Source organism: Chromohalobacter nigrandesensis, assembly GCF_023061285.1.
In the GTDB taxonomy this organism is placed as follows: Bacteria; Pseudomonadota; Gammaproteobacteria; order Pseudomonadales; family Halomonadaceae; genus Chromohalobacter; species Chromohalobacter nigrandesensis.
The window spans coordinates 333144-348839 of sequence record NZ_JAKGAM010000002.1; the positions used below are offsets into that span (position 1 = coordinate 333144).

Below are 15696 nucleotides of genomic sequence, written 5' to 3' on the forward strand. Positions count from 1 at the left end.
ACTGCCGCTGGCGTTTTTCGCGCGTAGCGCGTAGCTCGTAGCTCGTAGCTCGTAGCTCGTAGCTATTCAGCCCTCTTTCATCGATGCCATGTCGATGACGAAGCGATAACGCACGTCGCCTTTCTGCATGCGATCCCAGGCTTCATTGATGTTCTGGATATCGATCATCTCGACATCGCAGGTAATGCCCTTCTCGGCGCAGAAATCCAGCAATTCTTGCGTCTCAGGAATACCGCCGATCAGCGAACCGCCCAGCACACGACGCCGGAAGATCAGGTTAGCGCCCGCCACGCCGGGCTCCAATGGTTGCATCTGGCCGACCAGAATGTGCGTACCGTCGTACTTCAAGGCCTGCAGGTACGGATTCAGGTCATGCTCGTTCGGCACGGTATCGAGCATGAAGTCGAAGGTCTCGGCGAGTGCCGCCATCTGTTCCTCGTCGGAAGAGACCACCACATGATCGGCGCCGTTGGACTTGGCCTCGGCGATCTTGCTCTCGGAACGCGTAAACAAGGTGACCTCGGCACCCAGTGCCTTGGCCAGCTTGACGCCCATGTGACCGAGTCCCCCCATGCCGATCACGCCGACCTTGTCACCCGGTTTGACGCCATAATGACGCAGCGGCGAATAGGTGGTGACCCCGGCACACAGAATCGGTGCTGCGGACTTGAGATCGATACCTTCCGGCATGCGCAGCACGAAACGCTCGCTGACCGTGACCCGGTCGGAATAGCCGCCCTGGGTGAGACTGCCGTCGTGGCGGTCGGGGCTGCCGTAGGTCATGGTGAAGCCCTCGGCGCAGTACTGCTCCACTCCATCGTTGCACGCTTGGCAATGACGGCAGGAATCGACCATGCAACCCACGCCGACCACATCGCCTTCCTTGAAGTTGGCGACATCACTGCCGACGGATGTGACCCGACCGACGATCTCGTGGCCCGGTACGATCGGATACTGCGCCATTCCCCAGTCGTCGCGTGCGAAGTGCAGGTCGCTGTGGCAGACCCCGCAGTAGAGAATCTCGATGGCGACGTCATCGGGACGCGGCGTGCGGCGCTCGAAAGCATATGGCTCGAGTGCCGACTCGGCAGAGTGCATTGCATAGCCCGTGGCTTGTGGCATAGAGAATATCCTATGAATGGTGAGTGCAACCGCGTACCGGCTCAGCGAATCGCTCAGCCTGGGTCGCGAACACGACCAGTGTGGGTGCCATAGGCGATTTCCTCCATGCCCGATTCTGTGTAATCTTTGCCTGTAACTATTGCCTCGCCCCCTGAATCGCCGAATAGACGGCATTTTTCATGCACGATGTTATCCTGACGGGCGTTCGCCATTGCCGAGGAGCCACCTCATGACCCACCCATCGCCCCCTCACTTGACCGCCGGTGGGCCCCGCGCCGAACCTTCCTCGGAGACGCGCCTAGCCGCGCGCTTGGCGTCGCTCACCACTCGAGATGGCTTCACGCCCACCACACTGCCCGGCGTACAACTCATCGCCTCGCATTGCGGCCATCCGCGCACACCACTGATGTACGAGCCTAGCCTGGTGATCATCGTTCAGGGCAACAAGACCGGGTATCTCGGCGATCGCATCATCCACTACGGCGCTGGTCACTATCTGATCCAGGCCATGTCCCTGCCTTTCGAGTGCGAAACCCACGCTTCCGACACCGAGCCTCTGCTGGGCTTGTCAGTGAGTCTCGACATGACCATGCTCAGCGATCTGGTGGCGCGCCTGCCATCGGCGACTTCTCCACGCATGCCCGCTCCCATGGCCGCCGTCTCCATGGACGCCGACATGGAAGAGAACGTGTCACGGCTCATCGATTGTCTCGACGACCCCGAGCAAGCCGCAGCCCTGGGCGATGGGCGCATCCGGGAAGTCCTGTTCACCGCGCTTCGCGGGCCACAGGGTGCCTCGTTGCGTCAGCTGGTCGCCTACCATGGCCAATACTCGCGCATCGCCGAGGCGCTGGCCTTCCTGCATCAACACTATACTCAGACCCTGAACGTTGACACGCTCGCACAACGCGTCAACATGAGCGCTTCGCATTTCCATCATCACTTCAAACGCACCACGCAACTCGCGCCGATGCAGTATCTCAAGCGCCTGCGCCTGCTCAAGGCGCGCGCCCTGCTCACCCAGCAGGGCTATCAAGTCGCCCAGGCCGCCACCCAGGTGGGTTACCAGAGCGCCTCGCAGTTCAGCCGCGATTACAAACGCTATTTCGGTCAGAACCCCTTAGGGGATCGACAACACGCCACCCCCGTCGCGTCGTGATACCTAAAGTAGCGCCCCCTACATGCCGATAACAATATCCTGAAGGCTCCTGCACGGCGTTTGCCACTGCACGCCATTCATCGATGCATCACGGCACGGTACCGCTCGTGGTCGTACAATGCCTTATCAGGAAAGCACCGACCGCATGATCCACCTGACCTCTTCAGCTTCTGTCGACAACGCCATCCATGGCCAATGGGACCCGTGGTTGATCGTGCTGTCGTGCCTGGTAGCGTGGCTCGCTTCGGGCCTCGGACTGGTGATCGGCGAGCGCATGCAGGAAGCCGATAATCGCCTGCGCCGAGGCGTCTGGCTAGTCGCCGGCGCCGGCATGATGGGGCTGGGAGTGTGGAGTATGCATTTCATCGGGATGCTCGCACTGCGCCTGCCATTGCCCATGCAACATGATGTGGGGCTGACATTCTTGTCGCTACTTCCGGCCGTGCTTGGCAGTATCTACACCATGCGCATCATGGCCCGGCCCGTCGCGAAACCGCGTTACTCGGTACTGGGGGGACTGGTGTTGGGTGCGGGTATCGGCACCATGCACTACCTGGGCATGGAGGCCATGCGCGTCCCCGTCGCCGTGCGCTACGATGCCACGCTGTTCGTCATGTCGTTCGGCGTTGCGCTAGTACTCAGCGTGGTGGCAATGCTGGCTCACCGCTACTGCGTTCGCCACCGCCGCCTGACACACCTCGGCCGGCGTCTTTTCGGGGTCGCCGCCTGCATCGCACTCGCCAGCAGCGGCATGCATTACGTCGCCATGTACGCCACGTATTATCTCCCGATACCCGCAGCCCCCCACCACATGGTAGAAACATCGCCCTCGTGGCTCGCCGTTAGCGTCAGTAGTGTCGTCACGTTACTGTTGCTGTTCGCCGCGCTGAGTGTCGCCATCGACCGGCGCCTGCAGCGCCACGCGCGTCAGTCGACGATGTCACGCGAACAACTCATGGAAGTCATCGCCGCGATTAATGACGCCTTCCTGCTGTTCGATGCCCAAGGCCGGATCGTACTCAGCAACCGGGCCTTCACGACCATGACCGGCTACTCTCCCACCGACATTCAAGGCAAGCCTCTGTCAGTGCTCGAGCACTCCAATGCAAGCGCCCGAATCCAACGCGATATACGCCGCCACATCATCGACAGCGGACAATGGCAAGGTGAGATCAAGGCACGGCGCAAGGACGGCCAGGCCTTCCCCGCGCGCTTGAGCATCAGCCGCGTCGAGTACAGTCAGGGCACCACCCGACATTACGTCGCCACGCTCAACGACTTGAGCGCGCGTCGCGAGGCAGAAGCGAAAATCCACCGCCTGGCGCATCACGACACCCTAACCGGACTGCCCAATCGCCGAACCCTCTACGAGCGTCTCGACGCCATACAAGCCGATTGCCGTACCCACCATACCAGCGGTGCGCTGATCATGCTCGACATCGACAACTTCAAGGCACTCAACGACTCACGAGGCCATGCTGCCGGCGATATACTGCTGCGCCATGTGGCACATCGCCTCAAGCGTTTCGCACGCCACGAGCACGATCTGGCACGCCTGGACGGCAATGAATTCGCCCTGGTCGTGACCGGCTTGCCATCCGCTCGCGACACCGCCATTGCCGAATTGCAACACCACATGACCACCGTGCAACAAGCCGCCAGCGGCATGTACAGTCTCGACGATTATTCGCACCCCACGACGCATAGCCTGGGCGGGGTGTGGTTCAGTGACGACGACGTGGCAACGGACGAGCTGGTCAAGCGCGCCAGCCTGGCGCTCTCGCAGGCCAAGCAGAACGGGGGCAACGCGGCTCACGTCTTCCATCCCGAGATGGAAGCCGCCCTCCGCGATCGCCTATGGATGGAAGCCGAGCTGCGCCAGGCTATCCAGAGCGAGCAGATGCGCTTGTACTACCAACCCCAGGTCGATACCGGAAGCGCCATCATCGGAGCCGAGACGCTGATCCGCTGGCAGCATCCCGAACGTGGCATGATCTCTCCGGGCGCATTCATTCCCCTCGCCGAGGAAACCGGATTGATCGTGCCCATGGGGCAATGGGTGCTGGCAAAGGCATGCGAACGACTGGCTTGCTGGGCGACAGATCCGGCGTTGGCCGACCTGCAGCTGTCCGTCAATGTCAGTGTGCACCAGTTTCAGCAGCACGACTTCGTCGCCCAGGTGCTGGCCTCACTCGCCGACCATCAAGCGCCACCCGAACGCCTTACTCTGGAACTCACCGAAAGCCTGCTACTCGTCAACGTCGAGAGCGTCATCGACAAGATGATGCAGCTCAAGCACCACGGCGTGAGCTTTTCCCTGGATGACTTCGGCACCGGCTATTCGTCGCTGGCCTATTTAAAGCGCCTACCGTTCAATACCTTGAAGATCGATCTCTCCTTCGTGCGCGACGTCCTCGTCGAGGCCAACGATGCCGCCATCGTCAAGACCATCATCGCCCTGGCCGACAGCCTGCAACTCAAGACCGTGGCCGAAGGTGTGGAAACCCTGCCTCAACGCGATTTCCTCGCGCGGCTCGGCTGTCATCATTACCAAGGCTATTACTATGGACGCCCGAGTTCTGTCGAGACCTTCGAAGCGCTCGTCACGCCACCACCTGCACAACACACGACACTCAGATAAGCCCCATCATGCCGCGCGTAGTAACAGCGCAACAGGATGACCAGCCACGCAATCGAACGCGCCCGTCACAACACCTTGAGCGTCGGCCAAGTGTGCCCCGGCCGCGCCACCAGGGTGTCACGCAAGGCCTCGCCCGCCGCCCCGCTGGTCAGCATCACATCGAAGGTCTCGAGATCGGCGAAAAACGCCGGGCGCACCAGGTCGAGCTTGCTCTCGTCGGCGACGAGGATGCGCTGCACGGCGGTCTCCAGCGCCACCTGCTTGGGCACCACCTCATGGAAGTGAAAGCAGCTCACGCCCTTGTCGGCATGTACGCCGGCAGCGGAAATGAACGCTTTGTTGATGCCCAGGCGGCGGATCGCGGTGACCAGCTCCTCACCGCCAAAAGACTGTGACACGGGGTAATAAAGCCCGCCGAGCAGTACCAGGCGCACGTGAGGCAGCGCCATTTGCTCGATGGCATTGGCGACGTTGAGCGCGTACGTCACCACCGTCAGCGGCATCTCGGGGTCGAGCCCGGCGAACAGCGGAATCAGCGTCGTGCCGCAATCCACGAAGATGGTGTCATCGGCCTTGATCATGCGCACCGCCTCATCACACATACGCTGCTTGGCCTGCGCAAAGCTGTCCTGCTGGGCGGCGAAATCGTAGCCGGTGGCCACCTGAGGATTCTCGGCCAACAACAAACGTCCGCCCAGCGAGACGATGGTGTCCTGGCTGGCGGCAATGTCGCGGCGTATGGTCATCTCCGAGACTTGGCAGCGCTGTGCTGCTTCGGCGATGGACAACATGCCTTCCGCACGCAAGGCATCCTGCAGCCATTCAAGGCGGGCCGCACTGCGGCTATTCATTTCGCATCTCTCCGACACATTTTGTTAGCTTAGCCACAAATTTTCTGTTAAAAAAATAACAAATGTAGCCCAACAATGAAGACAAGGACATTACCATGCCAGCGTCTTTCTGCGCGTCATCCGACATATTCGGCGTCCGCGCGACCGACTCATCGACCCATGCACGCGCGCCAAGCGCATGCTTGCCACTCGGGGACTCACGCCCATGACCGATCTCACGCTCATCGCCCGTCAGGCGCTCGGCCTGATGGATCTGACCTCGCTCAACGATGATGACGACAGCGCTCGTATCCAGGCGCTATGCCGCCGTGCCGACACGCCCGCCGGCCATCCCGCCGCGCTGTGCCTGTATCCGGCCTTCATCGAGGACGCCCAGCGCGAACTCGACGCCCTCGGCCTGACCCAGCGCGTGCGCATCGCCACGGTGACCAATTTCCCTGACGGCGCCCCCAATGCCGAGCGCGCGGCGCGCGAGACACGCCTCGCCGTGGCCGCCGGCGCCGACGAAGTCGACGTGGTCTTTCCCTATCGCGCCCTGCGCGACGGCGCGCCCGATGTCGGCCGCTTGCTCGTCGAGGCTTGCCGCGAAGCCTGTGGCGGCGCGACCTTGAAGGTCATCCTCGAGAGCGGCGAACTCGAGGATCCTGCCCTGATCCGTCAGGCCGCGGAGATCGCGATCACTGCGGGTGCCGATTTCATCAAGACCTCCACCGGCAAGGTCGCCGTCAACGCCACCCTCGAGGCCGCCGAGATCATGCTCGAGACGATACGCGACAGCGGCCGCGACGTCGGCTTCAAGGCCGCCGGCGGCATTCGCACCACCGAGGACGCCAAGGCCTATCTCGAGCTGGCCGCGCGGATCATGGGCGAGGACTGGATCAGCGCCGCGCATTTCCGCTTCGGTGCCTCGGGGCTGCTCGATGCCCTGCTCGCCACCTTGGACATCGGCGAGGCCGACACCGCACCAAGCGGTTACTGAAGGCTGTCCGGCAACACCCATACACAACGACAGACATCGACATTCACCGGCAGACAATAACAACGCGGACATCGCCATGCTGATTCAAGACATTATCCGCCGTAAGCGTGACGCCGAGGTCCTCGACGCCGACGCCATCCACACCTTCATGCGTGGCATCACCGACGGCAGCATCGGCGACGCCCAGATCGGTGCCTTCGCCATGGCGGTCATGCTCAACGGCATGACCCGTGACGAAGCCATCGCGCTCACCGTAGCCACTCGTGACTCCGGCCAGGTGCTGCGCTGGGACGATCTCGATCTCGACGGCCCGGTGCTCGACAAGCACTCTACCGGCGGCGTGGGCGATCTCGTCTCGCTGGTGCTGGGGCCGTGGATCGCCGCCTGCGGCGGTCACGTCCCCATGATCTCGGGGCGCGGGCTCGGCCATACCGGCGGCACGCTGGACAAGCTCGAAGCGATTCCCGGCTATGACGTCGCCCCCAGCGATGCTCGCTTCCGCCAACTGGTGAAAGACGTCGGCGTGGCGATCATCGGCCAGACCGGCACCCTCGCCCCCGCCGACAAACGCCTCTACGGCGTGCGCGACATCACCGCCACGGTGGAGTCGCTGCCGCTGATCGTGGCCTCGATCCTGGGCAAGAAACTCGCCTGCGGGCTCGACACCCTGGTGATGGACGTCAAGGTCGGCAACGGCGCCTTCATGCCCACCGCCAAGGCCTCCCGGGAACTCGCCGACGCCATCGTCGCCATCGGCAGCGGCGCCGGCACGCCCACCAGCGTGCTGCTGACCGACATGAACCAACCGCTCGCCGACTGCGCCGGCAATGCGCTGGAAGTCCACGAGGCATTGCGGCTGTTGCGCGGGGAAGGGCGCGATAGCCGTCTCTATCAGGTCACTCATGCGCTGGCGGCGGAAATGCTGCTCCAGTCGGGATTGGCAAGCGACGCGGAAGACGCCGAAACTCGCCTGGATCGGGCCCTCGACTCCGGCGAGGCGCTAGAGCGCTTCTCGCGCATGGTCCATGGCCTCGGCGGCCCGAGCGACCTGGCCGAACGCCCCGCGCACTATTTAGCGCCAGCGCCCTTCACGACCGACGTAGTCGCCCCTGGGGCCGGCACCGTCAACGCCATCGATACCCGTGCGCTGGGACTCGGCGTGGTCGAACTGGGCGGCGGACGCCGCAACGCCGGTGATGCCATCGACCACCGCGTCGGCCTCTCGCAGATCGCCGCCCTCGGCCAGCGCGTCGACGCCGGGCAACCGCTGCTGCGCCTCCATGCCGCCAACCGTGCCGAGGCCGAGGCCGTCACACATCAGTTGGGCGCGGCCTTCACCCTCGGCGAGGAAGATAGCATCGCGCCAGCGTTGCCGATCCACGCTACCCTGAGACAGGAGGATCTGTCATGACCCGCGCCGTTCTATTAGTGCTTGATTCCTTCGGCATCGGCAACGCCCCGGACGCCGCCGCCTTCGGCGATGCCGGTGCGGATACGCTGGGCCACATCGCCCGCCATCGTGCCGCTGCCGGCCGGCCGCTCGCGCTGCCCAACCTGGCCAAGCTCGGGCTCTATCACGCGCATCATCTCGCCACCGGCGAGTGGGCAGCGGGTGTCACGCCGCCCGATACGCTCGACGGCGCCTACGCGGCGGCCGCCGAGATATCCTCGGGCAAGGACACGCCCTCCGGTCACTGGGAAATCGCCGGCGTACCGGCGCTATTCGAGTGGGGCTACTTCCTCGACAAGACGCAGAGCTTCCCGCCCGATCTCTTGGACGCGCTGATCGAGCGGGCCGACCTGCCCGGCGTACTGGGTAACTGCCACGCGTCCGGCATCCCGGTGCTCAAGGAGTTGGGCGAGGAACATATCGCAAGCGGCAAACCGATCGTCTACACCTCGGCGGATTCGGTGTTTCAGATCGCCGCCCACGAGACCCATTTCGGCCTCGACCGCCTGTACGCACTGTGCGAGATCGCCCGCGAGCTGCTAATGCCCTACAACATCGGCCGCGTCATCGCGCGCCCTTTCGTCGGCGAAACGGCTTCGGGTTTCATTGGAGAGTCCCCCGAGACCTTCGAGCGCACCGGTAATCGCCGCGACTACGCCATCGAGCCGCCCACGCCGACCGTACTTCAAAAGCTGCATGACAGCGGCGGCATGGTATTGGGCGTGGGCAAGATCGGCGATATCTACGCCCACTGCGGCGTCTCGAAAGTGCTCAAGGCGCACGGCCATGATGCCCTGTTCGATGCCACGCTCAACGCCATCGATGAGGCCGACGAGCGTTCACTGGCGAATGAGCAGACGCTGGTGATGACCAACTTCGTCGACTTCGACACGCTCTACGGCCACCGCCGCGACCCGGATGGCTACGCCGAGGCGTTGGAGGCCTTCGACCGGCGCCTGCCGGAAGTGCTCGCCAAGCTGCGTCCCGATGACCTGCTCATCCTCACCGCCGATCATGGCAACGACCCGACCTGGACGGGGACCGACCACACCCGCGAGCAAGTTCCGGTGCTCGCCAGCGGCGCGAGCCTGGCGCCAGGGCCGTTGGGTGACGATGCCGGCCGCCTGGCGACCTTCGCCGATATCGGCCAGAGTCTGGCGACGCATTTCGGATTGAGCCCGATGGAATACGGACAGTCTTTATTGCCAATCTCATCCAAGGGAGAAAGCTGATGGCTACCCCGCACATCGATGCCCCCGCAGGCGCCTTCGCCGATACCGTGCTCATGCCCGGCGATCCGCTGCGCGCGCAATTCATCGCCGAGACCTTTCTGGACGACGTGGAATGCGTCAACCAGGTGCGCAACATGCTCGGCTTCACCGGCACCTACCAGGGCCAGCGCATCTCGGTGATGGGCAGCGGCATGGGCATCCCCTCGATCTCGATCTACGCCAAGGAACTGATCACGGAGTACGGCGTCAAGCGCCTGGTGCGCGTGGGCTCCTGCGGCGCGGTGCGCGACGATGTCGCCGTCAACGACATCGTCGTCGGCATGGGCGCGTGTACCGACTCTGGGGTCAACCGCACCCGCTTCAAGGGCCACGATTTCGCCGCCATCGCCGATTTCGACCTGACCCGCCATGCAGCGGATGCCGCCCGTGAACGCGGCACGAAGGTCTTAGTCGGCAATCTATTCTCGGCAGACCTGTTCTATTCGCCCGACGACGCGCTATTCGAGCTCATGAAGCGCCACGGCGTGCTCGGCGTCGAGATGGAAGCCGCCGGCCTGTACGGCGTCGCTGCCGAATTCGGTGCCCGCGCGCTGACCGTCTGCACCGTCTCCGATCACATTCTCAAGGGCGAGGCGCTCGATGCGCACACCCGTCAGACCGGCTTTCACGAGATGATGGCGATCACCCTCGATGCCCTGCGCCGCGACGACGATCTGAACGGAGAAACCGCCCATGGCTGAGACCTTCCCCACACCGCTTTCCGATGCGCTACGCCAAGCGTTGATCGAGACGCGCGAGCGCGCTTATGCGCCCTATTCCCGCCATCCGGTGGGAGCCTTGCTGATTGCCGAAAGCGGCCAGCATTACCTGGGCTGCAACGTGGAAAGCGCCAACTACAAGGGGCTCTGCGCCGAGGCCGGTGCCATCAGCGCGATGATCGCCCAAGGCGAGCGCGGGATCGCCACGCTCTACGTCATCGGCCCCGGTGAACACCTGTGTACACCCTGCGGCGACTGCCGCCAGCGTATCCGTGAATTCGCCACGCCGGAGACCGTCATCATCGTCCTCGACGGCGACGGCGCCCCGCTCAAGCGCTATACCATGGCGCAGTTACTGCCCGACTCCTTCGGGCCGGAGAATCTTCCCCAGGCGTGATAGCGTCGCGCCACCTTCCTCCCAACGGCTATTCATCACCCTGAGATGACTCACGCAGCGGCTCGAGCAAGGCATTGAGCCCGTTGTGATCGACCTCGTGCATCAAGGCGAGCAGCCGTCCGATCTCGCCGTTGGGAAAACCCTGCCGGGCAAACCAGGCAAGGTAGGGGCCCGGAAGGTCGGCGATCAGCCGGCCTGCGTATTTGCCGAAGGGCATCTCGCGGGTGGTGAGCTTTTGCAGATCTTCAGGATTCATGGCGGCGCTTCTCGCGTAAAGGCTCTAAGAGGCCATGCTAACGGACGCGGCGATACACGTCGCCATGGCATGTATGCCATGCATCACACGCATACCCCCATTACCAAGTAGCGTTTGAGTGTAGGCCACCGTGTGTCGGTAGAGTGACATGCCATGCTATTGGCGCATGACGCCACACGATAACGACAAACGGAGACTGGGTGATGCAAACATCGCTACGGCCCTTGGTATTCTGGCCGACCTTTCTGGTACTGCTGGCGGCAGTGATCGCCAGCTACGTCAATCTCGATGCCTTCCTGGCGACCACCAGCGCGCTCAACGATGCCATTCTGGATAACTTTTCGTGGCTATTTAGTCTGGGCAGCCTGTACCTGCTGGTGTTGGCGGTCATCGTTTATTTCTCGCCGCTGGGTAAACTGCGCATCGGCGGCGAGCAGGCAACACCCATGCTGTCACGACTGCGCTGGTTCTCGATCACCTTGTGCACCACGCTGGCCGTGGGCGTGTTGTTCTGGACCACCGCCGAGCCGCTGTATCACTTCATGGGGCCGCCCGAGTCACTGGGCCTGGAAGCCGGTTCCAGCGATGCCATGCTGTTCGCGATGTCGACCATGTTCCTGCACTGGTCGTTCACGCCCTATGCCATCTACGCCGTGCCGGCGCTGATCTTCGCCCTGGCGTTTTACAATCTGCGTCTGCGCTTCTCGATCTCCAGCATGCTGGAGCCGGTCTTCGGGCCCAAGGTCAAGCGCTTCGGCGGCTTGATCGACGCCGTCTCGCTCTACGCCCTGGTGGCCGGCATGGCCTCGTCGCTGGGCACCGGCGCGCTGACGCTGGCCGGCGGCGCGGGGCAATACCTGGGCGGCGAGACCAGCCCGCTACGCCTGGGTGTGGTCATCGCCCTGATCGTGGTGACGTTCGTGATCTCGGCGGCCAGCGGCCTGCAAAAGGGCATCGCGCGCCTCTCCTCGCTGAATGCCGTATTGCTCGCGATTCTCGGCGTGTTCATCTTCGTGGTGGGGCCGACGAGCTTCATGCTCTCGCTGGGCGTGGAATCCTTCGGCGTCTATCTCAGCGATTTCTTCTCCAAGAGCCTGTTTACCGGCGCCGCCGGCGAAGACCCGTGGCCGCAATCATGGTCGATCTTCTATTGGGCAGTATGGTTCGCCTGGGCGCCTATGGCGGCGCTGTTCCTGGGCAAGATTTCACGCGGCTACACGGTACGCGAGTTCCTGCGGGTCAACCTCTTCTATCCAGCCCTTTTCGCCTCCGCCTGGGTCATCATCTTCTCCGGCGCGGCGCTCTATTATCAGGCGCATACCGGCGTCGACCTGTATGCCATCCTCAGCGATCGCGGCGTAGAGAACGTGCTCTACGAGCTCTTCCGGCAAATGCCGTTCTCGCAGGTGTGGATTCCGCTGCTGCTATTCATCGCCTACATCTCCTATGTCACGGCGGCGGATTCGCAGACCGATGCCATCGGCAACCTATGCACACGTGGCCTGACCGCCGACTCGGATCTCAATACCGGCGTGTCGATGAAAGTCCTGTGGGGGATCATCGTCGGCATCGTGTCCTGGGTCATGGTCAGCTTCGTGGGAATCGACGGCATCAAGATGCTCTCCAACCTCGGCGGCCTGCCTGCGCTGATCATCGTGCTTCTCGCCACCGGCTCGCTATGGCGCTGGCTGAAATATCCCGAGCGCCTCGCAACACCGCCTCACTCTTCTCACACCGCCAAGGACGACGCATGAACATCAAGCACGACTTTCCGCACCGCGTACGCGAAATCGAGAACCAATGGATCGTGCTGGCCGACGGAACGCGGCTGGCGGCGCGCATCTGGCTACCCGAGGATGCCGAGTCAAAGCCGGTGCCGGCGATTCTCGAATACCTGCCCTACCGCAAGCGCGACGGCACAGCGGTGCGCGATGAGCTAACCCATCCCTGGTTCGCCGGTCATGGCTACGCCTGCATTCGGGTGGATATGCGCGGCAATGGCGAGTCCGACGGACTGATGGAGGATGAATACGCCCCGCAGGAGCAACGTGATGCGCTGGAGGTGATCGACTGGATCGCCGCGCAACCCTGGTGCGATGGCAAGCTCGGCATGATGGGCATCTCCTGGGGTGGCTTCAATAGCCTGCAACTCGCCGCGCTGCGCCCCGGGCCGCTCAAGGCGATCATCACGCTGTGCTCCACCGACGACCGCTACGCCGACGACATCCACTACAAGGGCGGCAACATGCTGCTGGAGAATCTCGGCTGGGCGGCGACCATGCTGAGCTTTTCCGCCGCCGTACCCGATCCGGCGCTGGTCGGCGACCAATGGCGCGAGATGTGGAAACACCGCCTCGACAACATGCCGCTGCTGGCCGAACCGTGGCTCGAGCATCAGCATCGCGATAGCTACTGGAAACACGGCTCGATCTGCGAGGGCTATCACAAGGACTCCGCGGATATCGAGGCGGCTGTCTACATGGTCAGCGGCTGGGCGGATTCGTATATCAACACGATCCCGCGGATGATGGAGCACCTCTCCTGCCCCCGAAAGGCACTGATCGGCCCCTGGATGCACAAGTATCCGCATTTCGCGATTCCCGACCCGGCGATCGGCTTCCTGCAGGAGGCGCTGCGCTGGTGGGATTACTGGCTCAAGGACGTCGACACCGGAATCATGGACGAGCCGCCCTGCACCTTTTACTTGCAGGACGGCGTGCCGCCGGCGCCCAAGTATCTCGAACGCCCCGGGCAGTGGGTGCAAACCTCGGACTGGCCGGCACCCAGCACCGAGGTCGAGACGCAGCCCCTGGTGCTCGGCGATCACGGCCTGGGGAGCAACGGCCGGTTGAGCAATGACCGACAAATCGCTTCGCCACTGACCGCGGGCTCGCTGCAGGGCGAGTACATCCCGCTGTGGTTCGGCGCCGACTTTCCGACCGATCAGCGCCGCGATGACGGCCTGTCGTTGACCTTCGACTCTGCGCCTTACATCGAAGGACTCGACATTCTCGGTCAGCCGACGCTTGCGGTGTCGGTCACCAGCACGGAGGCGTGCGGCCAATTGCACGTACGCCTGTGCGACGTGGCCCCCAGCGGCGAAAGCGCGCTGATTACCTACGGCACGCTCAACCTCAATCTGCGTGACGACCCGGGCACCATCACGCCACCGGTGCCGGGCGAACCGATGGACGTTCGCATACCGCTCGACCTGATCGGCTATCGCCTGCCTCCGGGGCATCGCCTGCGCGTGGCGCTCTCCAGCGCCAGCTTTCCGTTAGTGTGGTCGCCTTCGAGGCGCGCCGACCTGACACTCAAGTCAGGCATGCCGACGCTCGAGCTGCCCTGTTCAAAAGCGGCTTATATCCCCATGCCGTTCGAACCGCCGGAGAGCGCCACACCCTGCCGGGTCGAAACCCTGCGAGCCGGAAAGCCCAAGCGCACCATCAGTGAAGACGTCGGCAGCGGCGAGGTGACCGTCACCGTCGAAGACGACATGGGCGACGTTCGCTTCGAGGATCACGGCCTGCGCGTCGAGCAGAAGGCGAAAGAGGTCTATACCAGCCACCCAAGCGATGCCACCCGCACACGTGCCGATATCGAATGGGTCTACCGCGCCAGCCGTGGCGAAGGCCAGAACGTCAAAAACGATCAGTTTGCGGTCGAGGTGGTAAGCCGTTATCACCTTCATTGCGACGCGCAGACCTTCTACCTCAACGCCGAGCAGATCGCTCATGAGGGCGAGACGTTGGTCAGCGAGAAACAATGGGCGCGGGAGATTCCACGCACGGCCCTCTGACCGGCGGCGTGCATGTTATGCTCCGGGGCCGAGAGAACTCGGTTCCGGATGCTTTCATGCCCACTCGCGATGCACTTCCCCCCTTGGCTTGTCTGCGTGCCTTCGAGGCCGCCGCGCGACATGCCAGCTTCACGCAAGCCGGCAACGAACTCAGCCTGACCCAGAGCGCCGTCAGCCGTCAGATCAAACGACTCGAGGACGACCTAGGCCGGCCGCTGTTCGAACGCCACTACGAAGGCTTGCGCCTGACGCCCGCCGGCGAGCACTACTTTCGCGTGGTGCAGCGCCTATTGCGTGACCTGCGCGATGAAACGGCCCGCCTGCGCCGTCGCGGCGATGACCGCCAGCTCACCTTGGCCTCCAGCCCGACCATCGCCTCGATCTGGCTGGCGCGGCAGCTTCCCGATTTCCAGCGCGCCCACCCGCATATCGAAATCCGCATCCTGACCGTCGAAGACCCGCATCGTCTGGATCTTGCCGAGTTCGATCTGGGGATCTATTACCATGTCCCGCATGAAGTCGACCCGCCCGGCCTCGGCGCCGAGGCGATCTTCGCCCACGAAGAGGTCGCCGCCGTGTGCAGCCCGGCCTACCTGGCCCGTCACGGTGACATCCGCGATCCCGAGGATCTGCTCGCTCGACACACGCTGATGGTCGTCGAGGACCATTATCACGACTGGCTGACCTGGGAAGGCTGGTACCAGGCGCAGGGTCTGCACTGGCACGCCCCGGAACACAGCCTGCGCGCCAACAGCTTCCAATTGCTGATGAATGCCACCCTGGCCGGGCAAGGCGTCACCCTGGGTTGGACACGCCTGCTCGACGCGGATCTGGCGCAGTGCAACCTGGTGCAGGCGCTGCCGCATACGCTGCCCAGCCGAGGGTGTCTGTCACTGCTCACCCCGCAGCATCGTCACTTGACCGAGCCCATGCGCGCATTTCGGGCCTGGGTACTGAACACAGCGTGAGCAGTGCCTGCACTATACGCCTAAAGTGGCAAGCCGAGTCCATATCCGGTAAGCTGCACGCCCGCTGCCCGCCTACTCTGGCCC

Annotated in this window: 13 protein-coding genes; 10 read left to right on the forward strand and 3 right to left on the reverse strand. The window is 63.4% G+C overall.

Annotation, left to right across the window (positions count from 1 at the left end; all coding sequences use genetic code 11):
* Positions 1-66: 66 nt before the first annotated feature.
* Positions 67-1122, reverse strand: coding sequence for an NAD(P)-dependent alcohol dehydrogenase (locus tag L1073_RS05060; protein WP_246897262.1), 1056 nt, complete (start codon positions 1120-1122; stop codon positions 67-69).
* A 229-nt stretch (positions 1123-1351) separates the two neighbouring features.
* Between L1073_RS05060 and L1073_RS05065 the strand changes: the two genes are divergently transcribed.
* Together L1073_RS05065 and L1073_RS05070 are read left to right on the forward strand one after the other, a co-directional pair.
* On the forward strand, positions 1352-2281 hold the full coding sequence (locus L1073_RS05065; protein WP_246897264.1) for an AraC family transcriptional regulator: 930 nt from the start codon (positions 1352-1354) through the stop codon (positions 2279-2281).
* Positions 2282-2426: 145 nt separating this feature from the next.
* Positions 2427-4922, forward strand: a complete 2496-nt coding sequence (locus L1073_RS05070; RefSeq protein ID WP_246897266.1) for an EAL domain-containing protein — start codon at positions 2427-2429, stop codon at positions 4920-4922.
* A 65-nt stretch (positions 4923-4987) separates the two neighbouring features.
* Here L1073_RS05070 and L1073_RS05075 read toward each other — a convergent pair whose 3' ends face one another.
* Positions 4988-5773, reverse strand: a complete 786-nt coding sequence (locus L1073_RS05075; protein ID WP_246897268.1) for a DeoR/GlpR family DNA-binding transcription regulator — start codon at positions 5771-5773, stop codon at positions 4988-4990.
* Between the two features lie 205 nt (positions 5774-5978).
* On the opposite strand from L1073_RS05075, the gene deoC reads away from it, so the two are divergent.
* From deoC to cdd, 5 genes are all read left to right on the forward strand, one after another.
* Positions 5979-6752: a deoxyribose-phosphate aldolase gene (deoC, locus tag L1073_RS05080; RefSeq protein ID WP_246897269.1), complete on the forward strand. Its 774-nt coding sequence runs from the start codon at positions 5979-5981 to the stop codon at positions 6750-6752.
* A gap of 76 nt (positions 6753-6828) precedes the next feature.
* Entirely contained in the window at positions 6829-8163 is a 1335-nt protein-coding gene (gene deoA, locus L1073_RS05085; RefSeq protein WP_246897270.1) for a thymidine phosphorylase, read from the forward strand.
* A complete protein-coding gene (locus L1073_RS05090) occupies positions 8160-9434 on the forward strand; it encodes a phosphopentomutase (protein WP_246897272.1) in 1275 nt (424 codons plus the stop codon). The genes deoA and L1073_RS05090 overlap by 4 nt, the downstream gene beginning before the upstream one ends.
* Positions 9434-10174, forward strand: a complete 741-nt coding sequence (gene deoD, locus L1073_RS05095) for a purine-nucleoside phosphorylase (RefSeq protein WP_246897274.1) — start codon at positions 9434-9436, stop codon at positions 10172-10174. The genes L1073_RS05090 and deoD overlap by 1 nt, the downstream gene beginning before the upstream one ends.
* Positions 10167-10589 carry a cytidine deaminase gene (gene cdd, locus L1073_RS05100; RefSeq protein WP_246897276.1) on the forward strand — a complete coding sequence of 141 codons (423 nt, stop codon included), beginning with the start codon at positions 10167-10169 and terminating at the stop codon, positions 10587-10589. The genes deoD and cdd overlap by 8 nt, the downstream gene beginning before the upstream one ends.
* A 28-nt stretch (positions 10590-10617) precedes the next feature.
* Here the strand turns inward: cdd and L1073_RS05105 are convergent, their stop codons facing one another.
* Positions 10618-10845, reverse strand: a complete 228-nt coding sequence (locus L1073_RS05105; RefSeq protein ID WP_246897278.1) for a DUF3820 family protein — start codon at positions 10843-10845, stop codon at positions 10618-10620.
* A gap of 203 nt (positions 10846-11048) precedes the next feature.
* Between L1073_RS05105 and L1073_RS05110 the strand changes: the two genes are divergently transcribed.
* Genes L1073_RS05110 through L1073_RS05120 form a run of 3 tightly spaced genes read left to right on the forward strand, consistent with a single transcriptional unit; the run spans position 11049 to position 15612 of the window.
* Positions 11049-12599 (forward strand): BCCT family transporter, encoded by a 1551-nt coding sequence (locus L1073_RS05110; protein ID WP_246897280.1) that lies wholly within the window; start codon positions 11049-11051, stop codon positions 12597-12599.
* Positions 12596-14644: a CocE/NonD family hydrolase gene (locus L1073_RS05115; RefSeq protein ID WP_246897281.1), complete on the forward strand. Its 2049-nt coding sequence runs from the start codon at positions 12596-12598 to the stop codon at positions 14642-14644. The genes L1073_RS05110 and L1073_RS05115 overlap by 4 nt, the downstream gene beginning before the upstream one ends.
* A gap of 56 nt (positions 14645-14700) precedes the next feature.
* Complete coding sequence (locus L1073_RS05120) at positions 14701-15612, forward strand: LysR substrate-binding domain-containing protein (protein WP_246897282.1); 912 nt, start codon at positions 14701-14703, stop codon at positions 15610-15612.
* The last annotated feature ends 84 nt before the right edge of the window (positions 15613-15696 follow it).